20 protein-coding genes are annotated in these 21,621 nt (G+C 72.3%); 14 read left to right on the plus strand and 6 right to left on the minus strand.

Annotated elements, in window-relative coordinates; translation table 11 throughout:
- Positions 1-28 precede the first annotated feature (28 nt).
- Complete coding sequence (locus A8713_RS22395) at positions 29-1,588, minus strand: MFS transporter (protein WP_064537653.1); 1,560 nt, start codon at positions 1,586-1,588, stop codon at positions 29-31.
- A 111-nt stretch (positions 1,589-1,699) separates the two neighbouring features.
- Between A8713_RS22395 and A8713_RS22400 the strand changes: the two genes are divergently transcribed.
- The gene (locus tag A8713_RS22400) at positions 1,700-2,299 is read left to right on the plus strand and encodes a TetR/AcrR family transcriptional regulator (protein ID WP_064535402.1); all 600 of its coding nucleotides are present in this window, start codon (positions 1,700-1,702) and stop codon (positions 2,297-2,299) included.
- Positions 2,300-2,327: 28 nt separating this feature from the next.
- Here the strand turns inward: A8713_RS22400 and A8713_RS22405 are convergent, their stop codons facing one another.
- Complete coding sequence (locus A8713_RS22405; RefSeq protein WP_079159077.1) at positions 2,328-3,548, minus strand: PucR family transcriptional regulator; 1,221 nt, start codon at positions 3,546-3,548, stop codon at positions 2,328-2,330.
- Between the two features lie 162 nt (positions 3,549-3,710).
- On the opposite strand from A8713_RS22405, the gene A8713_RS22410 reads away from it, so the two are divergent.
- From A8713_RS22410 to A8713_RS22450, 10 genes are all read left to right on the plus strand, one after another.
- Positions 3,711-4,637 carry a proline dehydrogenase family protein gene (locus A8713_RS22410; RefSeq protein ID WP_064535404.1) on the plus strand — a complete coding sequence of 309 codons (927 nt, stop codon included), beginning with the start codon at positions 3,711-3,713 and terminating at the stop codon, positions 4,635-4,637.
- A gap of 197 nt (positions 4,638-4,834) precedes the next feature.
- Positions 4,835-6,466 (plus strand): L-glutamate gamma-semialdehyde dehydrogenase, encoded by a 1,632-nt coding sequence (gene pruA, locus A8713_RS22415; RefSeq protein ID WP_064535405.1) that lies wholly within the window; start codon positions 4,835-4,837, stop codon positions 6,464-6,466.
- A 94-nt stretch (positions 6,467-6,560) separates the two neighbouring features.
- Positions 6,561-7,490, plus strand: a complete 930-nt coding sequence (locus tag A8713_RS22420) for an alpha/beta fold hydrolase (protein WP_237305442.1) — start codon at positions 6,561-6,563, stop codon at positions 7,488-7,490.
- On the plus strand, positions 7,487-8,050 hold the full coding sequence (locus A8713_RS22425; RefSeq protein WP_064535407.1) for a GNAT family N-acetyltransferase: 564 nt from the start codon (positions 7,487-7,489) through the stop codon (positions 8,048-8,050). The genes A8713_RS22420 and A8713_RS22425 overlap by 4 nt, the downstream gene beginning before the upstream one ends.
- Before the next feature lie 327 nt (positions 8,051-8,377).
- Entirely contained in the window at positions 8,378-8,509 is a 132-nt protein-coding gene (locus A8713_RS34660) for a hypothetical protein (protein WP_018569343.1), read from the plus strand.
- 81 nt (positions 8,510-8,590) lie between these two features.
- The gene (locus A8713_RS22430; protein ID WP_064535408.1) at positions 8,591-9,634 is read left to right on the plus strand and encodes a 3-isopropylmalate dehydrogenase; all 1,044 of its coding nucleotides are present in this window, start codon (positions 8,591-8,593) and stop codon (positions 9,632-9,634) included.
- Between the two features lie 284 nt (positions 9,635-9,918).
- On the plus strand, positions 9,919-11,007 hold the full coding sequence (locus A8713_RS22435) for a branched-chain amino acid aminotransferase (RefSeq protein ID WP_064535409.1): 1,089 nt from the start codon (positions 9,919-9,921) through the stop codon (positions 11,005-11,007).
- Between the two features lie 207 nt (positions 11,008-11,214).
- The gene (gene ureA, locus A8713_RS22440; protein WP_064535410.1) at positions 11,215-12,009 is read left to right on the plus strand and encodes an urease subunit gamma; all 795 of its coding nucleotides are present in this window, start codon (positions 11,215-11,217) and stop codon (positions 12,007-12,009) included.
- On the plus strand, positions 12,006-13,730 hold the full coding sequence (locus A8713_RS22445; protein WP_064535411.1) for an urease subunit alpha: 1,725 nt from the start codon (positions 12,006-12,008) through the stop codon (positions 13,728-13,730). The genes ureA and A8713_RS22445 overlap by 4 nt, the downstream gene beginning before the upstream one ends.
- A 16-nt stretch (positions 13,731-13,746) precedes the next feature.
- Positions 13,747-14,796 carry an agmatine deiminase family protein gene (locus tag A8713_RS22450; RefSeq protein WP_064535412.1) on the plus strand — a complete coding sequence of 350 codons (1,050 nt, stop codon included), beginning with the start codon at positions 13,747-13,749 and terminating at the stop codon, positions 14,794-14,796.
- A gap of 7 nt (positions 14,797-14,803) precedes the next feature.
- On the opposite strand, the gene A8713_RS22455 is transcribed toward A8713_RS22450, so the two are convergent.
- A complete protein-coding gene (locus tag A8713_RS22455; RefSeq protein WP_064535413.1) occupies positions 14,804-15,163 on the minus strand; it encodes an ASCH domain-containing protein in 360 nt (119 codons plus the stop codon).
- Positions 15,160-16,269, minus strand: coding sequence for a hypothetical protein (locus tag A8713_RS22460; protein ID WP_064535414.1), 1,110 nt, complete (start codon positions 16,267-16,269; stop codon positions 15,160-15,162). Before A8713_RS22460 ends, A8713_RS22455 begins: the two co-directional genes overlap by 4 nt.
- A 197-nt stretch (positions 16,270-16,466) precedes the next feature.
- On the opposite strand from A8713_RS22460, the gene A8713_RS22465 reads away from it, so the two are divergent.
- Complete coding sequence (locus A8713_RS22465; RefSeq protein ID WP_064535415.1) at positions 16,467-17,693, plus strand: helix-turn-helix domain-containing protein; 1,227 nt, start codon at positions 16,467-16,469, stop codon at positions 17,691-17,693.
- Here the strand turns inward: A8713_RS22465 and A8713_RS22470 are convergent.
- Together A8713_RS22470 and A8713_RS22475 are read right to left on the minus strand one after the other, a co-directional pair.
- Entirely contained in the window at positions 17,674-18,336 is a 663-nt protein-coding gene (locus A8713_RS22470) for an HAD family hydrolase (protein WP_173860893.1), read from the minus strand. The genes A8713_RS22465 and A8713_RS22470 overlap by 20 nt on opposite strands.
- Positions 18,337-18,444: 108 nt before the next feature.
- Positions 18,445-18,909 carry an RICIN domain-containing protein gene (locus A8713_RS22475; RefSeq protein ID WP_064535417.1) on the minus strand — a complete coding sequence of 155 codons (465 nt, stop codon included), beginning with the start codon at positions 18,907-18,909 and terminating at the stop codon, positions 18,445-18,447.
- 766 nt (positions 18,910-19,675) lie between these two features.
- Between A8713_RS22475 and A8713_RS22480 the strand changes: the two genes are divergently transcribed.
- A complete protein-coding gene (locus A8713_RS22480; protein ID WP_078531239.1) occupies positions 19,676-20,215 on the plus strand; it encodes a TetR/AcrR family transcriptional regulator in 540 nt (179 codons plus the stop codon).
- Between the two features lie 62 nt (positions 20,216-20,277).
- Positions 20,278-21,579, plus strand: a complete 1,302-nt coding sequence (locus A8713_RS22485) for an MFS transporter (RefSeq protein WP_064535418.1) — start codon at positions 20,278-20,280, stop codon at positions 21,577-21,579.
- The last annotated feature ends 42 nt before the right edge of the window (positions 21,580-21,621 follow it).

A 21,621-nucleotide genomic window follows, 5' to 3' on the forward strand; every position in this document is an offset into this window, starting at 1 on the left:
CCGGCGCCTTTCGCGTGCCGCCCGGCGCTCAGGCGAGCACCTTCTCGGGCTGCGCCTGCTCGGTCTCCTCGACCGCCTCGGCCCGGACGCTCACCCGGCGCAGGGTCGCCGTGGCCGCGATCCCGGCCAGGACCAGCAGGGCCGCTCCGGCGAGGGCCGCGCCCTGCATCCCGTGGGTGAAGGCTTCGCGGGCCGCGGTGACCAGGGCCTCTCCGGTCCGGCCGGGGAGCTGTCCGGCGACGGCGAGCGCGCCGCCCAGGGTCTCGTGGGCCGGGGCGGGGGCACCGGCCGGGATGTCGTGGCGGTAGATCGCCGTGCCGATGGAGCCGAGCGTCGCCATGCCCAGCGCCCCGCCGAACTCCGAGCCGGTCTCCAGCAGCGAGGAGGCGGCGCCCGCCTGCTCCGCCGGGGCCGCGCCCAGCGCCAGGTCGGTCATCTGGGAGATCACCATCACGATGCCGGAGGACAGGACCGCGCAGGCCGCCAGGACCAGCCAGAGGGAGTCCGTACCGGCCACGGCCAGCATCCCGTAGCCCGCGGCGCCGATGGCGAAGCCGGTGGTGACGACGTAGGCCCGGTTGACGCCCTTCTGCACCAGCTGGGTGGCGACCGGGGCCGCCATGCCGATCGGCAGCGAGGGCAGCAGCGCCCACAGGGCGGCCTCCATCGCGCTCTTGCCGAGCACCGACTGGAGGTACTGCGTGGTGAAGAAGGCCGAGCCCATCATGGCGAACGAGGAGATCAGGTTGAGGACGACGGCGGGGGCGAAGCCGCGGCCGCGGAAGAGGGCGGGCGAGACCATCGGGGAGGCGGCGGTGCGCTGGCGGTGGACGAACAGGGCCGCGAAGAACAGGCCGGTGGCGATCGAGGCGACGTAGAGCGGGTGGACGCCCTCGGAGGGGATCTCCTTGAGGCCGTAGACCACGGGGAGCACGGCGGCCATCGACAGCGGGACGCTGATCAGGTCGAACCGGCCGGGGGCGGGGTTCTTCGACTCGGGGAGCAGGATCGGGCCGAGCACCAGCAGCAGCGCCATCGCGGGCAGGTTGACCAGGAAGACCGAGCCCCACCAGAAGTACTGCACCAGGATGCCGCTGAGCACCGAGCCGAGCGCGATGCCGGCCGTCATCACACCGGACCAGATGCCGATCGCCTTGGCGCGCTGACCGGGGTCGGTGAACATCGTGCGCACCAGCGCCATGGTCGAGGGCATCAGGGTGGCGCCGCCGATGCCGAGCACCGCGCGGGCCGCGATCAGGGTCTCCGCGCTGTTCGCGTAGGCGGCGACCAGGGAGGCGGTGCCGAAGGCGGCGGCGCCGATCAGCAGCAGCCGGCGGCGGCCGATGCGGTCGCCGAGCGAGCCCATCGTCATCAGCAGCCCGGCCAGGACGAACGCGTAGATGTCGAAGATCCACAGCTGCTGGGTGCCGGTGGGCTCCAGGTCCGCGCTGATCGCCGGGATGGCGAAGTAGAGGACCGAGACATCCATCGAGACCAGCAGCAGCGGCAGCATCAGCACGCCGAGGGCGGTCCATTCGCGGCGGCCGGCGAGACCGGCCCGGGTCGTCGTGCTCGTCGAGTTCGTCATGGCCACGAATGTACACACGTCTTAAACGCTTGTCTAGTACGGGCGTATAGGTCGCTCGTATAGGTCATCCGTATAGGACGGATGTATGGATCCACGGGTAGGCTGGAGGGCATGGGACATCGTGAGGATCTGCTCGACGGCGCGAAGCGCTGCCTGCTGGAGAAGGGGTTCGTGCGGACGACCGCGCGCGACATCGTCAAGGAGTCCGGGACCAACCTGGCCTCCATCGGCTACCACTACGGCTCGAAGGACGCGCTGCTGGTGAGGGCCTATGTCTCCCTCGTCGAGGAGATGAGCGGCAGCGGCGGCCCCGCCTGGTCGGCGGCGGCCGGGAGCGGCTCGGCCCCCGGGTCGCTGGAGCGGTTCCAGGAGGTCTGGGAGCAGATCATCCGCTCGGTGCCGGCCTCCCGCCCCACCTGGCTGCTCAGCCTGGAGCTGATCCTCCAGGGCGACCGGCTGCCCGAGGTGCGCAAGCTGCTCGCGCAGGCCCAGGAGGAGGGCCGCTCCGGCATCCTGCCCCTGTTCACCGACGTCCCCGAGGCCGACCTCGACAAGGAGGCCGTCGACACCGAGGGCCGCCTCTACCAGACCCTCCTCCAGGGCCTCATGGTGCAGTGGCTCTTCGACCCGGACACCGCCACCCGCGCCGACCAGCTCACCGAGGGCCTGCGCCGGGTGCTGGCGGGCGCCGCGCAGAGCGCCCAGCGGTAGCCCGCGCCGTGCTGAGCGCCGGGCGCGGCTACAGCCGCGCCGCCTTCAGTGCCATGTGCAGCAGCAGCCGGTCCTCGCCGTCGTCCAGGTCGAGCCCGGTGAGCTGCTCCACCCGGGACAGCCGGTAGTAGAGGGTCTGGCGGTGCACGCCCAGCTCGGCGGCGGTCCGCCCGGCCTGCCCGGCGCAGTCCAGATAGACCTCCGCCGTGCGGGCCAGCTCCTGGTGGGCCCGGGAGAGGAGCGGCGCCACCGCCGCGTCGTGCGCGGCCTCGCCGGTCAGCGAGGTCAGCAGCCGGTAGGGGCCGATGCGCGCCCACTGCGCCACCGGACCGAGCCGGGGCTCCGCGAGCGCTGCGCGGGCCGCCGCCACCGCCTGCGCCCACGCCGTGCCCAGCTCGGCGAGGCCGGTGCGCCCGGCGGCGATCCCGGCCGCCGCGCCCGCCGCACCGCCCGCCGTGCCCCCCGCCCCGCCGCCGGGCGCCTGCTCCAGCAGCCGGGTCGCCGCCGACACCGCCGGGGTCGGGGAGTCCGCCGAGCGCAGCCGCACCAGCAGCGCCAGACACTGGTCCGCCGCCCCCCACGGCACGGTGCACAGGGCCGTCGCGCCCGGCAGGGTGCGCACCGAGGGCGCGTCGTCCGGGTCGGCCGAGGGCCAGGGCGCCACGCACACCATCGAGTGCGGCCCCTCCGCGCGCGGCCCCAGCGCCGTCCGCAGCTCGGCCACCGCCATGTCCCGGGGCCAGCCCCGCTCGGCGGTCAGCACCGCCCGCAGCTCGCGGGTGAGGTCGGCGCCGTGCTGCGCCTCGTCGGCGAGCAGCGCCCCGATGCGGCCCGTCACCCGCATGGCCGCGGTGAGCTGCGGTTCCGCCGGGCCCGGGTCGTCCACCAGCAGCCAGACATAGCCGAGGACGACTCCCCGGTGGCGTACCGGCAGGCAGATCCGCCCCCGGTAGACGCCCGCCTCCGGGGTGGGCGGGATGCGGACCGGGCCGGTGGCGCGGGTGATGCCGAAGCCCTCGAACCAGCGGCGCACCGCGGCCGTGGAGCGGCGGGTGAGGATCGAGCGGGTGCGCACCGGGTCGAGCGCGGCGGGGTCGAGGTCGCCCTCGCTGTCGTAGGTGCCGAAGGCGATCAGCTCGAAGTTCCGGTTCTCCAGGGTGGCCGGAGCGCCCAGCAGCTCCGAGATCTCGTCGATCAGCTCCTGGTAGTCGCCCTTGTAATCCGCCGTCACCCGGGCATTCTCCCGCATTTCCGCGGACCCTTCATACATATGTCTGAGATCGGGTCCGCGGATGCGTGACAGCTGTCGATGGCCGACGATCACACGGATCCCTAACTTTCACAGTGGTTCTCCGTGCCGTTCCCGATCGGTCGGGTCGCGGCCTTGTGCTCACTGTTGTGGAGGTGCCCCGTGCTGGGTCCCGTGATTCTCGCCGCGTCGCGCAGCGACCGGATACGCCGTCTCGTCTCGGCGGCTCCGGTGACCAAGCAGGTCGTGGACCGCTTCATCCCCGGCGAGACCGTGGACGACATCGTCCCCATCGTCGCGGACCTCACCGGCAAGGGCCTCGACCTGACCATGGACGTGGTCGGCGAGGACATCACCACCCCCGAGCAGTCGACCATCGCCCGGGACGCCTACCTGGCGCTCGTCGACCACATCAAGGACCTGGACCTGGGCCCGCGCGTCGAGATGTCCGTCAAGCTGACGATGTTCGGGCAGACCCTCCCCGGCGGCCACGAGCTGGCCCTCGCCAACGTCCGCCCGGTCGTCGAGGCCGCCGCCGCGATCGGCACCACGGTCACCCTGGACGCCGAGGACCACACCACCCTCGACTCGATGTTCGCCATCCACGAGGAGCTGCGGAAGGACTTCCCGCAGACCGGCTGTGTCATCCAGGCCTACCTCTTCCGCACCGAGGCCGACGCGCGCCGCCTCGCCGCGAGCGGTTCTCGCGTACGGTTGGTGAAGGGCGCCTACAAGGAGCCCGCCGAGGTCGCCTACCAGGACAAGCACGAGATCGACAAGGCGTACGTGCGGATCCTGCGCACTCTGATGGACGGCGACGGGTACCCGATGGTCGGGTCCCACGACCCCCGTCTCATCTCCATCGCGCAGGAGCTGGCCCGCACGGCCGGCCGCAAGCTCGACGAGTACGAGTTTCAGATGCTGTACGGCATCCGCAGCGACGAGCACCTGCGCCTGGCCGCCGAGGGCCACCGTATGCGCGTCTACACCGCCTACGGCACGGACTGGTACGGCTACTTCATGCGCCGTCTGGCGGAGAAGCCGGCCAACCTGCGCTTCTTCGCGCGGAGCATGCTCAGCCGAGGCTGACCGGCAACGGCTGTGCCGCACCCCCCTGCCGGGGGTCCGGGGGTCGCCCCCCGGGAAGGCACAGCATGCGCCGTCTGGCGGAGAAGCCGGCCGACCTGCGCTTCTTCGTCCGCTCGATGGTCAGCAAGGGCTGAGCGAGCCCACCGCGCCCGCCGTACAGCTCGAAACACCGCTCAAGTCAAGGAGTTACGGAACACATGGACGCTGTGACCCAGGTCCCCACCCCCGTCAACGAGCCGGTGCACGGCTACGCCCCCGGTTCGCCCGAGCGGGCCCGGCTGGAGGCCAAGCTCAAGGAGCTGGCCGACAACCCGGTCGACCTGCCCTGCACCATCGGCGGCGAGAAGCGGATGGGTGGCGGCGAGCGCTTCGACGTCGTGCAGCCGCACAACCACAAGGCGCGCCTGGGCACGTACGCCAACGCCACCCGGCAGGACGCCCAGGACGCCGTGGACGCGGCGCTCGCGGCGGCCCCCGCCTGGCGCGCGATGTCCTTCGACGACCGCGCGGCGATCATCCTGCGCGCCGCCGAGCTGCTGGCCGGCCCCTGGCGCGAGACCATCGCCGCCTCCACCATGCTCGGCCAGTCCAAGACCGCGCAGCAGGCGGAGATCGACAGCCCCTGCGAGCTGGTCGACTTCTGGCGCTTCAACGTGCACTACGCCCGCCAGATCCTGGCCGAGCAGCCCCCGGCCAACTCGCCGGGCGTGTGGAACCGCCTGGACCACCGCCCGCTGGAGGGCTTCGTCTACGCGATCACGCCGTTCAACTTCTCGGCGATCGCCGCCAACCTGCCCACCGCGCCCGCCCTCATGGGCAACGTGGTGATCTGGAAGCCGTCCCCGACCCAGACGCACGCCGCCGTGCTGCTCATGCAGCTCCTGGAGGAGGCGGGCCTGCCCAAGGGCGTCATCAACCTCCTCACCGGTGACGGCCTGGAGGTCTCCGAGGTGGCCCTGAACCACCGCGACCTGGCCGGCATCCACTTCACCGGCTCCACCAAGACCTTCCAGCACCTGTGGAAGACGGTCGGCAACAACATCGAGAAGTACCGCTCCTACCCGCGTCTGGTCGGCGAGACCGGCGGCAAGGACTTCGTGGTGGCCCACCCGTCGGCCGACCGCGCGGTGCTGAAGACCGCCCTGACCCGCGGTGCCTTCGAGTACCAGGGCCAGAAGTGTTCGGCCACCTCCCGGGCGTACATCCCGGCCTCCATCTGGAACTCCGGCTTCAAGGAGGAGTTCGCGGCCGAGGTCGACTACCTGACCATGGGCGACGTCACCGACCTGTCGAACTTCATCGGCGCGGTCATCGACGAGCGGTCCTTCGCCAAGAACAAGGCCGCCATCGACCGGGCCAAGGAGGACCCGTCCTGCACGATCGTCGCGGGCGGCTCCTACGACGACTCGGTGGGCTACTTCGTGCGCCCGACCGTCATCGAGTGCTCCGACCCGGAGAACGAGGTCTTCACGACCGAGTACTTCGGCCCGATCCTCGCCGTGCACGTCTACGAGGACGACCGGTACGACGAGATGCTGACCCAGATGGAGTCCGTCTCCGACTACGCCCTCACCGGCTCGGTCATCGCGGGCGACCGCGCCGCCGCCGCGTACACGATGGACAAGCTGCGCTACGCGGCCGGCAACTTCTACATCAACGACAAGTCGACCGGCGCCGTGGTCGGCCAGCAGCCCTTCGGCGGCGGCCGCTCCTCCGGCACCAACGACAAGGCCGGCGCCCCGCAGAACCTGATGCGCTGGACCCTGACCCGCGCCATCAAGGAGGCGCTGATCGCGCCGACCGACTACACCTACCCGCACATGGGCTGACACCCGCACCGCGGGTGACACCCCGCACGCGCCGACGGGCCGGTACCGGAAAAAGGACCGGCCCGTCCGGGTGTCCGCACGGCACACTGGCCGCATGACCTCGACGAGGACGCACGGCGCGCACGGCGCAGACGGTACGCACGGCGGGACGCCACCGGCGCCCGGCGAACAGGTGATCGGACAAGTGATCGCGGACGACGGCGTCCGGCTCTGGGCCTCCCGCACCGGACGGGGCACCGCCCCGCTGGTGCTGTGCCACGGCGGCCCCGGCCTGTGGGACATGTTCGGGGACGTCGCCGCGCTGCTCGCCGACCGGGCCGACGTGGTCCGCTGGGACCAGCGCGGCTGCGGACGCTCGGCGCCCTGCGACGGGCCGTGGACCGGTGAGCGGTTCGTCGCGGACCTGGACGCCGTGCGCGCGCACTTCGGCTTCCCGCGCGTCACCCTGCTCGGCCACTCCTGGGGCGCCCAGCTCGCGCTGGGCTACGCGCTCGCCCACCCGGAGCGGGTGGCCGCCCTGGTGTACGTCTCCGGTACGGGCATCGGCCCGGACACCGGCTGGCACCCGGCCTACCGGGAGAACTTCCGCGCCCGTCTCGCCGAGGACCCCGCGCGCCTGGCCCGCTGGCGGGAGCTGACCGGCCGGGAGCCCCGCTCGGAGGAGGAGCGGCGCGAGGCGGCGGTGCTGCGCTGGTCCGTCGAGTTCCCCGACCGGGAACACGCCCTCGCGCACGCCCGGCGCATGGCGGATCCCTGGTTCGGGGTGGCGGAGAACTGCGCCGCCGCGCTCAACGCGGAGCGCGCCCGCGCCTGGGGCACACCGGAGTTGGCGGCCGCCTGCCGCGGACTCGACGTGCCCGTGGTGATCGTGGACGGCGGCCGTGACATCCGCCCCCGTGCCGCCGTGGACTCCCTGGCGGCGGCGCTGCCCCGGGTGCGGCGCACGGTCCTGCCCGGGGCCGGGCACCTGCCCTGGGTGGAGGAACCCGCGGCCTTCCGCGACGCCGTGGCGGCGGCGCTGTGAGCGCCCCGGAGCGCCGGAGTCCCGGCGCGCGGCCGCGCACCGCCCACACGGCCGCCCTCACCCCGGCCGAGCTGCGCGCGGTCCGCTCCCTGCTGTACGACGCCTTCGACGGCGACTTCGGCGCCGAGGACTGGGACCACTGCCTGGGCGGACTGCACGTCCTGGTGCACGACGCGCGCGGACTCGCCGCGCACGGCTCGGTCGTCATGCGCCGGGTCCGGCTGCGCGGGCGCTGGCTGCGCACGGGGTACGTCGAGGCCGTCGCCGTACGCCGCGACGTGCGGCGCACCGGTCTGGGCGGCCTGGTCATGGACGCCGTGGAGGAGACCGTCACCCGCGCCTACGACCTCGGCGCGCTGTCCGCGAGCGACGACGGCGCCCGGCTCTACGCGGCCCGGGGCTGGCGGGCCTGGGCCGGGACGATCAGCGCGCTGGGCCCGGACGGCGCGGTGCGGCTGCCCGAGGAGGAGGGGTCCACCTATGTGTGGCCGGTGCCCGCCGCCGCGTCCGATCCGGACGCCGAACTGCTCTTCGACTGGCGCGACGGCGACGTACTCTGAGCGGCCGTCCCGGATTTCCGCAGGTCAGGGCGATGGCGTCGGCATACGGGCGACGCCACCGTCTCAGATAGTAGGAAGTCCGAGTAATGATGCAGACAGGCGCGCCCGCCTCATTTAGCGTGGAAGAAGCCGAACGTCTCGCTGGAACCAGCGAATGGCGGTCGTGAGCCGGGCCCCCGCGCAGGTCACCCCTGCGGCCCGGCTCCCCGCCCCTTCCGGCGTCCCGCACCTCTGTGGTGCTCCCTTTTTCGGGACTCCCGTGCTCGTCCGCGTTCTCGCGCGTCCTCGCGGGGTGTCCCGAAGGATTCCCGAAGGAGTCGATCCCCCATGGCCGAGACGACCGTCCGCCGCCGCGTCCGCCACGCCTCCCGTACGAGCGAGTCCGACCGCAAGAACGCCGCCGCCGCCCTCCAGCGCGCCCTCGACCGCCGGGACAACGGCGGCGAGACCGGCCACTGAGCCGTTCCGCCCCGATCCCCCCCCATGTCCACATCCCGGACGCTCCGTGTCAGCTCTCGGGACGAGCGGTAGGGTGCCGACATGTCTCGCAGCATCGATCTCGCAGTGATCCCCGGTGACGGCATCGGCCAGGAAGTGGTGGCCGAGGGGCTCAAGGTCCTCGCCGCCGCGCTCCCGCAGGACGTGAAGCTGGAGACCAAGGAGTACGACTTCGGCGCCCGGCGCTACCACGCCACCGGTGAGACCCTCACCGACGCCGACCTCGACGCCCTCAAGGACCACGACGCGATCCTGCTCGGCGCGATCGGCGACCCGTCGGTGCCCTCGGGCGTCCTGGAGCGCGGCTTCCTGCTCAAGCTCCGCTTCGCCTTCGACCACCACGTCAACCTGCGGCCGAGCAAGCTGCTGCCCGGCGTCGCCACCCCGCTCGCCGGGGACCCGCGGATCGACTTCGTCGTCGTCCGCGAGGGCACCGAGGGCCCCTACACGGGCAACGGCGGCACCATCCGCAAGGGCACCGAGCACGAGGTCGCCACCGAGGTCTCCGTGAACACGGCCTTCGGTGTCGAGCGCGTGGTCCGCGACGCCTTCGCCCGCGCCCAGGCCCGCCCGCGCAAGAAGCTCACCCTGGTCCACAAGAACAACGTGCTGACCTTCGCCGGCCACCTGTGGACGAACATCTTCAACCAGGTGGCCGAGGAGTACCCCGAGGTCACCACCGAGTACATCCACGTCGACGCGGCGACCATCTACCTGGTCACCCAGCCCGAGCGGTTCGACGTCATCGTCACCGACAACCTCTTCGGCGACATCATCACCGACCTCGCCGCGGCCGTCTCCGGCGGCATCGGCGTCGCCGCCTCGGGCAACATCAACCCGAGCGGCGCCTACCCGTCCATGTTCGAGCCGGTGCACGGCTCGGCCCCGGACATCGCGGGCCAGGGCAAGGCCGACCCCACTGCCACGGTGCTCTCCGTCGCCCTGCTGCTCCGCCACCTCGGCCACGAGGCCGAGGCGACCCGGATCGAGGACGCCGTCTCCGCCGACCTCGCGGAGCGCGGCTCGCTGCCCGAGCGCACCACCGCCGAGATCGGCGACGCGCTCGCCGTACGAGTAGCCGGCTGACCTTCCCCCAGAGCCTTGAGGACCTGGGTGGGACCCCCAGCTCCTCGAATCTCTCGAAGCCGCCGGGTCGCACTCCGCGCCCGGCGGCTTCCCCCTGTCCGCCGCCGGGTGCCACCATCGGACCCAGGGCCGCATTCACCCCGTTTTCTCACGCCAGGGCCGCCGCGCGATAATCGAACGCGGAGCCGCGACATGAGGGAATGCTCGGACGTCCTAGCACCGGCCACGTGCCGTGCGGGAGTGAGCGCGGCCCGTCACAACAACTCGGTGAAGGACACCCACTCATGACGACGCCCACGATCGAGCTCAAGCCCTCGGCCCACCCACTCGCCGCCGCGGAGCGCGAGGCGCTCATGGCGAACCCAGGATTCGGCCGCCACTTCACCGACCACATGGTGACGATCAGGTGGACCGAGGGCCGGGGCTGGCACGACGGCCAGCTCGTTCCGTACGCGCCGATCCCCCTCGACCCGGCCACCACGGTGCTGCACTACGCCCAGGAGATCTTCGAGGGGCTGAAGGCGTACCGCCAGCCCGACGGCTCCGTCGCCACCTTCCGCCCGGAGAAGAACGCCCGGCGCTTCCAGGCGTCCGCGCACCGGCTCGCCATGCCCGAGCTGCCCGTGGAGACGTTCATCGAGGCGTGCGACGTCCTGGTCCAGCAGGACAAGGACTGGGTCCCGCCGCACGGCGGCGAGGAGTCCCTGTACCTGCGCCCGTTCATGATCGCCACCGAGGTCGGCCTCGGCGTCAAGCCCGCCAACGAGTACCTGTTCATCGTGATCGCCTCCCCGGCCGGCGCCTACTTCCCCGGCGGCGTGAAGCCCGTCTCCATCTGGGCCTCCGAGGACCGGGTCCGCGCCGTCCCCGGCGGCATGGGCGACGCCAAGACCGGCGGCAACTACGCGGCCTCCCTGCTCGCCCAGGCCGAGGCCGCCGCCCAGGGCTGCGACCAGGTCTGCTACCTCGACGCCGTCGAGCACAAGTGGGTCGAGGAACTGGGCGGCATGAACCTGTACTTCGTCTACGGGAACAAGATCGTCACGCCCGCCCTCAGCGGCTCGATCCTGGAGGGCGTCACCCGCGACTCGCTGCTCGCCGTCGCCCGCGACCTCGGCTACGAGGCCGAGGAGGCCCGGGTCTCCGTCGACCAGTGGCAGCGCGACTCCGAGAACGGCACGCTGACCGAGGTCTTCGCCTGCGGCACGGCGGCCGTGATCACCCCGGTCGGCACGGTCAAGCGGGCGAACGCCCAGTGGCAGCAGTCGGGCGGCGAGCCCGGCGAGGTGAGCATGCGGCTGCGCCGGGCGCTGCTGGACATCCAGCGCGGCATCACCGAGGACAAGCACGGCTGGATGCACCGGCTCGGCTAGTCACCCGCCCGCACGCACGCGCCGAGGGCCGCCGCGGACACCACCCGTCCGCGGCGGCCCTCGGCGCGTCCGCGTTCGAACGCTGTTCAAACAGATCCGCGCGCGAGACGCGTGAGAACGGTCATAGTGGCCGGACATCCTTTTCCTTCCGGTCCTCCGCACTTAGAGTGGCGTTCTAACCGATGGAAGACCAGGAGGTGCCGCCGCGTGCGACTGACCCCCACCGAGCGTGACCGGCTGCTGCTCTTCGGGGCCGCCGAACTGGCCCGCGCCCGCAGGTCCCGCGGCCTCAGGCTCAATGTGCCGGAGGCCACCGCGCTGATCGCCGACACGGTGTGCGAGGCCGCCCGCGACGGCGCCCGGCTGGCCGAGGCGATCGAGCGCGCCCGTACGGTGCTCGGCCCGGACGACGTGCTGCCCGGCGTCGCCGACGTGGTCACCGAGGTCCATGTGGAGGCCGTCTTCGACGACGGCTCACGGCTCGCGATCGTCACCGACCCGCTGGCGGGCGGCAGCCTGGGGGAGGAGGCCCCGGGCGCGCTGCTGCCCGGACCGCAGCACGCCGACCCGGAGCCGGCCGTGCGCCTCACCGTCACCAACACCGCCGCCGTCCCGGTCTCCGTCACCTCCCACTTCCACTTCTTCGAGGCCAACCCGCGCCTGGACTTCGACCGCGCCGCCGCCTACGGCATGCGGCTCGCGGTGCCCGCCGGGTCGTCGGTGCGGTTCGGGCCGGGGGAGAGCGCCGAGGTCGGCCTCGTGCCGATCGGCGGCGCCCGGGTCGCCATCGGCTTCGCCGGACTGGTCGACGGCCCGCTGGACGCCCCCGGCGCCAGGCAGGAGGCCCTGCGCCGGGCCGCCGCCTGCGGCTACCTGGGCGTGTCCGCGACGGAAGCCGCCGGAGCGGCGGTCGCCGGGACGGAAGCCGCCGAGGCACAGGCCGCCGGAGCGGGAGCCCCCGCACCCCCGACCCCCGACGCCCCGGAAGGAGACGCCCGATGAGCCGTTCCAAAGGACGCGAGGTGAGCCGGGCGATCCACGTCGATCCGCACGCCTACGCCGCCACCCACGGACCCCGCGCCGGTGACCGCGTCCGCCTCGGCGACTCCGGTCTGGTGATCCGGGTGGAGTCGGACGCGCAGCGCTACGGCGACGAGTTCCTGGCCGGGTTCGGCAAGACCGCCCGCGACGGACTGCACCTCAAGGCCGCGGCCGTCCGCGAGACCTGCGACGTCGTCATCAGCAACGTCGTCGTGATCGACGCGGTGCAGGGCATCCGCAAGGTGTCCATCGGCATCCGCGAGGGCCGGATCAGCGCCGTGGGCCGGGCCGGGAACCCGGACACGCTCGACGGGGTCGACGTCGTCGTGGGCACCGGCACGACCATCGTGTCCGGCGAGGGACTGATCGCGACCGCCGGAGCGGTGGACACGCATGTGCACCTGCTGTCGCCGCGGATCATGGAGGCGTCCCTCGCCTCCGGCGTGACCACGATCATCGGGCAGGAGTTCGGGCCGGTGTGGGGCGTCGGCGTCAACTCGCCCTGGGCGCTGCGGCACGCCTTCGGCGCCTTCGACGCCTGGCCGGTCAACATCGGCTTCCTGGGCCGGGGTTCGTCCTCGCACGGCGCCCCCCTCGTCGAGGCGCTGGCCGAGGGCGGCGCCTGCGGCTTCAAGGTGCACGAGGACATGGGCGCCCACACCCGCGCCCTGGACACCGCCCTGCGGGTGGCCGAGGAGCACGACGTGCAGGTGGCCCTGCACAGCGACGGGCTGAACGAGTGCCTGTCGGTGGAGGACACCCTGCGCGTCCTGGAGGGGCGCACGATCCACGCCTTCCACATCGAGGGCTGCGGCGGCGGACACGTGCCCAACGTGCTGAAGATGGCGGGCGTGCCCCATGTCATCGGCTCCTCCACCAACCCCACGCTGCCCTTCGGCCGGGACGCGGTCGCCGAGCACTACGGCATGATCGTCTCCGTCCACGACCTGAAGACCGACCTGCCCGGCGACGCCGCCATGGCCCGCGACCGCATCCGCGCGGGCACCATGGGCGCCGAGGACGTGCTGCACGACCTGGGCGCGATCGGCATCACCTCCTCCGACGCGCAGGGCATGGGCCGCGCGGGCGAGACCGTGCGCCGCACCTTCGCGATGGCCGGGAAGATGAAGGCCGAGCTGGGCCCGGCCGAGGGCGACGGCCCCGGCGACGACAACGGCCGCGTGCTGCGCTACATCGCCAAGCTGACCGTCAACCCGGCCATCGCGCACGGCCTCTCCCACGAGGTCGGCTCCCTGGAGGCCGGCAAGCTCGCCGACATCGTGCTGTGGCGCCCGGAGTACTTCGGCGCCAAACCGCAGCTCGTGCTCAAGTCCGGCTTCCCCGCGTACGGCGTCACCGGCGACCCGAACGCGGCCACCGACACCTGCGAACCCCTCGTGCTGGGACCGCAGTTCGGCGCGCACGGCGCCACCCCCGCCGAACTCTCCGTCGCGTTCGTGGCGCGGGCCGCGCTCGACCAGGGCGGCGACACCATGCCCACCCGCAGGCGCCGGGTCGCCGTGCGCGGCACCCGCGGCATCGGCCCGGCCGACCTGCGCCTGAACTCCCGTACCGGAGCGGTCGACGTCGACCAGCGCACCGGTCTGGTCACCCTGGACGGCGACCCGCTGCGCTCGGAGCCCGCCGACTCCGTCTCCCTGAACCGCCTGTACTTCCTCTGAGGAACCGAGAACCCACATGAGCACCCCCGCCGCCGACGGCTTCTCCATGCCCGCCGAATGGGCGCCCCACGAGCGCACCTGGATGGCCTGGCCGGGCGCCAACCCGACCTTCGGCACCCCGGAGGAACTGGCCGCCTCCCGTATCGCCTGGGCGTCGGTCGCCCGCGCGGTGCGCCGTTTCGAGCCGGTCACCGTGGTCTGCGGCCCCGGCCAGTCCGCCGAGGCCCGCGCCCTGCTCGGCGACGGCGTCGACACCGTCGAACGCGACCTCGACGACGCCTGGATGCGCGACATCGGCCCCACCTTCCTCAAGGACCGCACCGGCCGGCTGGCCGCCGTGGACTGGACGTTCAACGGCTGGGGCGCCCAGGACTGGGCCCGCTGGGAGCACGACGCGAAGATCGGCGCGTACGTGGCCGATCTCGCCGGGGCGCGGACGTACGCCTCACGGCTGGTCAACGAGGGCGGCGCGATCCACGTCGACGGCGAGGGCACCGTCCTGCTCACCGAGACCGTCCAGCTCGGCCCGGAGCGCAACCCGCACTGGTCCCGGGAGCAGGTCGAGGCCGAGATCCACGCGCACCTGGGCACCCGCAAGGCGATCTGGCTGCCGCGCGGCCTGACCGGCGACTACCCGCCGCACGGCTACGGCACCCTCGGCCATGTCGACATCGTCGCCGCCTTCGCCCGCCCCGGCGTCGTCGTCGCCCACCACCAGCCCGACCCGGCCCACCCCGACCACGAGGTCACCAAGGAGGTCATCGGCCTCCTCCGCGCGGCCACCGACGCCCACGGCCGCTCCCTGGAGGTCGTCGAGGTGACCGCCCCCACCGTCCTGGAGGCCGACGGCCACTGGGCCGACTACTCCTACATCAACCACTACCTGTGCAACGACGGCGTCGTCCTGTGCGCCTTCGACGACCCCCGCGACGAGGCCGCCGCCGCCGTCTTCCGCCGCCTCTTCCCCGACCGCACGGTCACCCTGGTGGACGCCCGCACGATCTTCGCGGGCGGCGGCGGCATCCACTGCGTCACGCAGCAGCAGCCGAGAAGCGCGGGCCAGTGAACTCGCCTCAGGTGTCGGCGAGCTCCACCTCGATCGCGAGCGCGCCGAGCGCTTCTTTCTCGGGCGGGTAGATGCTGCGGATGTTCGCGAGCTGCTCCTCGCGGCTCGCTGTCGGGTTGACGTTCGTCGGCCCCTCACCGTCGAGCAGCGCTCCGAAGTCCGGGTAGTGGGCCACGCGCAGCACACGCACGTCGCACGTCTCGTCGCTGCCCTTGATCCGGAACCGGATCGTGTCGCCCTCGCTCAGGTGGGCGAGATGCGGGTACCGCACCCGGACCTCGATCGTCTTGCGGCCGGCGGCGACGAGGTCGAAGTACCGGCGGTAGAGGTTCAGCTCGTGCCTGCGGGCAGCCCTGGTGGTGCTCATGAAGATGTGACGCTCCTCATCGGGTGGGACATCAGCCGGCCGAGTTCACCGGCTGCGTACGAGCGGAAGAAGTGCCGCGGGGTGGCGAGCAGCGCATCGGCCATGTCCAGCAGCCGCTCGGCGTACTCGGACACCGAACCGGGCCACATCCGCGTGTCGAGCATCCAGGGGGCGGAACCGTCGGGCAAGGGCGCCTTGCCGTCCCGGATGAGGCTCTTCGAGAGCTTGGCGCCGGTGTCCGTGAGGACCTGCGGGCAGAACAGGCGCGTGGGGAGTCGTGCGCCGGTGAGCCCGATCGCGGTCAGGGCATTGTCGACGAGGGTCGAGCCGAACACCCAGTCGCCGCCCTTCACCATCACGCTCAGACGCTCGCGGTCGGCGGTCGCGGCAACCTCCTTGACGAGGTTGCGGTACAGCGTGGCGAGGTCGAGGTACCCGCCCCTGTCCGGGGCGACGACGACCTCGTACGGTCCGTGGTGCAGGCAGACCGCGTGCACCTCGGCGTGCTCGGAGTCGAGCAGGATGCGCGTCCGCTCGGCGTACTTCTCGGCCCAGCCGCAGCCAGGCTTGGGGCAGGGCACCCGTACGTGGGGAACGCCGTGGGCCGGGTCGAGCCACCAGCGAGCGGCGTCGATGCGGCGGTGCACCCGTAACCAGGTGCGCCGGTACTGCTCGGTGTGCTGTTGCCGTGAGTACGTCTCGACGGAGTAGGGGATCGACAGCCGTCCGGAGAACGCATCGAACAGGGGCCGGTACAAGGTGTCGACCTGCTCGGTGAGTGCCTCCTCGCCGAGTGCCTGGGCGTACGCGCGCTGGTAGCTGTGCCCCGTCGCAGGGTCGACGACGACTTCGTACGGCGCGTTGTCGAGCGCGCCGAAGGCCACCTCGACGGGGATGCCGAAACGCCCGCGTGTGCGGGCCGCTGCCGCGAACGCGAGGGACTGGACGAGCGACGTACCCAGGTGCGGCACGCCGTTGATCTGGGCGCCGACCACGAACACGATGCGCTGGGGCGCCGCCCTGCGGATATGAGGTGCGAGTACGTCCTCGGCGGAGCCGAGAGCGTTGGCCAGGACGGTGTTCGGCGAGACGAGTGCGGCAGTCATTTCACTCCAGGGCTCCTTGGCGGCCGGGTGGATCCGGTGCGCCCAAGAGTGGCCCTCGACGCGAACCTCGGCGAGGGCTTCCAAGGGTCTTTTCGATGCCCCTAATGGGACTTTCATTGATTCCTGAGGGTGATGGCTGGCCAACAGCAGGGCTTACCGGGACACTTGGTGCAGTGCATGACGACGGAGGTGCAGCAGTGCCACGGCCCGCGGGAAACACCCGGCTCAAGGCGGCCCGTCTCGCTGCCGGTTACCACTCTCAGCAGGCTCTTGCCGATGCCCTGCACGTGGGAGTGCGGCAGGTTCGTCGCTGGGAGTCCGACACGCCGCCCTGGCCCCAGCCCGAGGTGAGTCGGGCGCTCACACGGCTGCTCGGCCAGGACATGGAGGCCCTGGGGTTCGCCCGGCCAGGTGGCAGCACCGGCGACCGGAGCCGGCGCACGGTGCTCGCGGCCACGGCTGCCGCCGTAGGTCTCGCCGCCGTACCCACGCAGGCCGCGGCTCTGCAACCTGCGACCGCGGCCGACGACTACGAGGCGGTGACCCGCTCGCACCGGCGCCTGTACTGGTCGGTCGCGCCGAACACCCTGCACCCGGCCGCACTCGCGCACGCGACCCTCGGCTGCGCCCTGCTCCCGGAGACGGCCGGGCAGACTCGGCAGCGAGTCGCCGCCGCGCTCAGCGAGACGTACCTTCTGGCAGGCCGGATCGAGTTCTTCGACATGCGCGATTCCGACCGCGCGCAGCAGACGCTGATCCGCGCGCTCCAGGCGGCAGGCGAGGCCGACGATCCGCTGCTCGGTTCCGCGGTCCTCGCGCACACCGCGTTCGTCCCCGCGTGGGCGGGCGACCGGGCGGCGGCCGTGGAGCGGATGGTGGCCGCGCGGACCTACGCCCGCCGCGGCCCGGCGTCCCCTGGACTGCTCGCGTGGCTGGACGCGGTCGAGGCGGAGTGCGAGACGCGATGCGGAGACACGCGGACCGCGCTCCATCTGATCGGGCATGCCGAGAGCGTGCTGTCGGACGGCGGGGGGCACGCGAACCCGGAGTGGCTCGACTGGTTCTCGGCAGTCCGCCTCGCCGCGTTCAAGGGCAACACGCAGTTGCGGGCCGGGCACCTGCCGCAGGCCCGCACCACCCTGCTCGGTGTCCTCGACCAGCTGGATCCGGCCGAGGAGAAACAGCGGACGGTCGTGCTCGGCGACCTGGCCGCCGTCGAGGCCGCGGCAGACGACCCCGAAGCGGCGTGCCGACACGCGCTCAGGGCTCTCGACCAGTTGGAGCGCACCTGGTATGCGATGGGCATGGACCGGGTGCGCGAGGTGCGGCGCGCACTGGCGCCGCACCAGCACGAGCGGTGCGTGCGCGAGCTGGACGACCGGCTCTACGGCTGGTCGACCACGGTCAGCGCGCTCGCTCGTTGAACTGCGCGATCTGCGGTGACAGTTCCAGCAGGGTCTCCACCCGGAACGTCGGCAGCTTCTGCGCCTGCTCGCTGCGCCACTGGATCGTCGCCCACGGTCCGCGCCGGACGAGGGCGGTGTGCAGTCCGGCCGCGCGGGCGGGGGCGATGTCGTTGTCGACGCGGTCGCCGACGTAGAGCATTTCGTCGGGCTCGGCCGGGACGACCTCGGCGACGCGGTCGAAGAACGCACGGTCCGGTTTGCTCGCGCCCCAGTCGTCCGAGGTGCCGATCAGGTCGACGTCGGTGGCGAACAGCTCACGCAGGATGCGGCCCGCCCGTACGGTCTGGTTGCCGGCGATGCCCAGCCACAGGCCGTCGGCCCGCAGAGCGGTGAGCGCGTCGCGGACGTCCGGGTACAGGTCCTGCTCGCCGAACGCCTCCGGCCGGCCGGCCTCCGCCCGCTTCTCCCGCTCGGCGTGGAGGTCGAAGCCGGGCCGGAACTCCTGGAAGGTCTCGCGGTAGTCGCGGCCCTGGGCGATGACGGCGCCGAACACGGCATGGAAGGTGTGGCGGGGTACACCGAGCCAGTCGGCCCAGGTGCCGTATTCGGTGGTCTCGTCCACGAGGCATTCGCCGACGTCAAAGATCACAGCACGAATCATTGAGCGAGCGTAGCGGTCACGACGAAAGCGGCCCCACCCGACCGGAGGAGGCAGGGGCGCGTTCGGCGGTCGAGCGGGAAGGCCACCCGGCAGCAGCCCGGCCTGCCGCTACTTGGGGCGGGCGTCCTGGGTCACCTTGCCGCCCGCGGTGATGGCGGTGGCCGGGTCGACGGCCAGGCACTGGCCCGTCCACTGGTCGACGAAGGCGTAGGCGGTCCGGGACGTGCCGGAGACCTCGACCTTGGTGGGGATGATGTCCCACATCTGGTTGCCGGAGAACCAGTGGCTCTCGCAGCCCCACCAGAACAGCTGTGTCCCGGCCGCCGGCGGGGTGCCGTTGTTGTAGGGGACCGTCAGGCACTTGCCGTTGATCGCCTTGATCCCGTGGTAGCCGTACGCGCTGTTGACATACGTCTTGTCCGCGTTGACCAGCCAGATCGCCGGGTCCACCAGCGCCCAGCCGGGGAAGTCCGTCATCACCATGCCCAGTCGGCCGTTGCCGCCGCCGCTGTCGAGGTAGCGCATCAACTGGTCGTTGACGCCGAGGACTTCGGTGGTGACACCGTTCTGCACCGACCGAAACCTGAGCCGTCGTGTTGTTCCGCAGCACCGACGGTTCGGGACTTCATCCAGTCCGACTCGCTCGCCGGCCCGATGTTCCGGTAGGCGTCGTTGTTGCTCGGCCCGGCCGCCCCGGCGGGGGCCGTCGCGGACAGCAGCGCGCCCGTGGCGAGGGAAGCGGTCAGCAGCCGGGTCAGCCGGCTCAGCAGGCGCAGGCCGCGTCTCGGCCGGACGCGGCGTCGCGGACGTCGTGGAGAGAGGTGGAGGACATGGGACTCTCTCCTGGGTGGTGAACGTGGGGTGGCCGCCGGATCGGCACCACGAACGGTGGAGCGGACGTGGTCGTCGCCCGCGCGCGGCACGGGACATCCGGCTCCTGGGCGCGCACGTCGTTGTCGCCGCCCCGGTGGTCCGTCGCGGTCCGGGTCCCCCGGACCGTCCGCCGAGTCGATCTTCACCGCCGCCCCTTGCGTCTCACTGACGCAACGGGCGGCCTGCGTCGGGCGGCCCCGACGGCGCGGACGGCGGCGGCGGTCGGGTAGAACGTACGCGTGGATGTACTGCTCTTCGCCGCTCGCGGCCACCGACCCGCCGAGCCGGTCCGGACCCCGGACACGGCGTCCGGCCGGGTCTCTGTCCGGATGGATCCGGAGCCTGTCGGGGTGGATCCGGAGCCCGTCCGGGTGAATCCGGGATCCGTCCGGGTGGATGCGGGGGCGGGGCGGTGACGCGCAGCCGTACGCCCGCGCCGCCGCGCGAGGAGGTGCTCGCCGCCGCCATGGAGATGATCGCCGAGCGCGGTCTGGAGAAGCTCACCATGGCGGCGCTGGGCCGCGAGGTCCAGATGAGCAGTGGCCATCTGCTGTACTACTTCGGCTCCAAGGACGAGCTGCTGCTGCGCACCCTGGAGTGGAGCGAGAGCCGGCTCGGGGCCGAGCGCGGGCGGCTGCTGGCGCGGGACGCCCCGGCCCGGGAGCGGCTGGACGCCTATGTCGCCCTGTATGTGCCCGACGGGCGGCACGACCCGCACTGGACGCTCTGGCTGGAGGTCTGGAACCGCTCGCTGACCGCCGCCGAGGACGCCCGGGACCGGCAGGGCGCCATCGAGGGCGCCTGGCACCGCGACCTGGCGGCCCTGGTCGCCGAGGGCGTCTCGCGCGGCGAGTTCCGCCCGGTGGACGCCGACCGCTTCGCGACCCGGCTGCGCGCCCTGCTCGACGGCTTCTCTCTCCAGGTGGCGATCGGCCTGCGCGGCACCGGCCGGGAGCGGGTGCTCGGGCTGGTGGGGGAGTTCCTGGACGAGTCGCTGACGCCGTAGGAAGCCTTCCCACCGCTCGCGCGGGGTGCGTCGGCCGGGTCCCGGCGGGGCAGTCACAGCGCATGGGACGAGAGCAGTGGAAGAAGATCTGGATCGGCTCGGCCGGAAACATGGTGGAGTGGTACGACTGGTTCGTCTACGCCAGTTTCGCCACCTACTTCGCCGGGGCGTTCTTCCCGCACGGCAATCCGACCGCGCAGATGATGAACACCGCGGGCATCTTCGCGGTCGGGTTCTTCATGCGGCCGGTCGGCGGCTGGTTACTGGGCCGGGTCGGTGACCGCCAGGGCCGCAAGGCCGCCCTGACCCTGACCGTCACCCTGATGTCGGCCTCGGCGGTCCTGATCGCCGTAGCGCCGACCTACGGTGTCGCCGGGTACGGCGGCGCGCTGGTGCTGCTGCTGGCCCGGCTGCTCCAGGGTCTTTCGGTGGGCGGCGAGTACGCGGCCAGCGCCACCTACCTCACCGAGGCGTCCGACCCGCGCCGCCGCGGCTTCGCCTCCAGCTTCCAGTACGTCTCGATGACCGCGGGCCAGATCGTCGGCCTCGGCCTCCAGATCCTGCTCCAGCGGACCCTGTCCGACGACGCGCTGCACAGCTGGGGCTGGCGGATCCCGTTCGTGGTGGGCGCGCTCGGCGCGGCCGTCATCTTCTACCTGCGGCGCAGCATGCTGGAGACCGAGGTGTACGAGGCCGACGACAGCGGCGGCGCGGAGCGCGGCACGCTGCGCGCGCTGTGGCGGCACCGGCGCGAGGCGCTGCTCGTGATGGCGCTGACCATGGGCGGCACGGTGGCGTACTACACGTACACCACCTACCTCACCAAGTACCTGTCCAACTCCGCGGGCCTGCCCAAGCGGACCGCGACGCTGGTCTCCTTCACCGCGCTGATCGTCTTCGCCTGCCTCCAGCCGCTGGCCGGGCGGCTCTCCGACCGGATCGGGCGCCGCCCGCTGCTGATCACCTTCGCGGTCGGCTCGACCCTGCTGACCGTGCCGATCCTGACCCTGCTCCAGCACGCGGGCAGCTTCTGGCCCGCGCTGGGCCTGTCCCTGCTGGCCCTGGTCGTGGTCACCGGCTACACCTCGATCAACGCCTGTGTGAAGGCCGAGCTGTTCCCCACCGGCGTGCGCGCCCTCGGCGTGGCGCTGCCCTACGCGCTGGCCAACGCCCTGTTCGGCGGCACCGCGGAATACGTCGCGCTGTGGTTCAAGAACGCCGGGATCGAGTCGGGCTTCTTCTGGTACGTGGCGGGCTGCGCGGCGGTCTCCCTGGTGGTGTACGTCAGCATGCGCGAGACCCGGGACCTGGACCTGACCCGGGTGAAGAACGCCGAGGTGTCCACGCCCGCGCCCGCATCCTGAGACGGCGGTGAGCGTGGGGGCGGGACTGTGCCAGACTGCCCC

This window comes from Streptomyces sp. SAT1 (genome assembly GCF_001654495.1).
Lineage (GTDB): Bacteria > Actinomycetota > Actinomycetes > Streptomycetales > Streptomycetaceae > Streptomyces > Streptomyces andamanensis.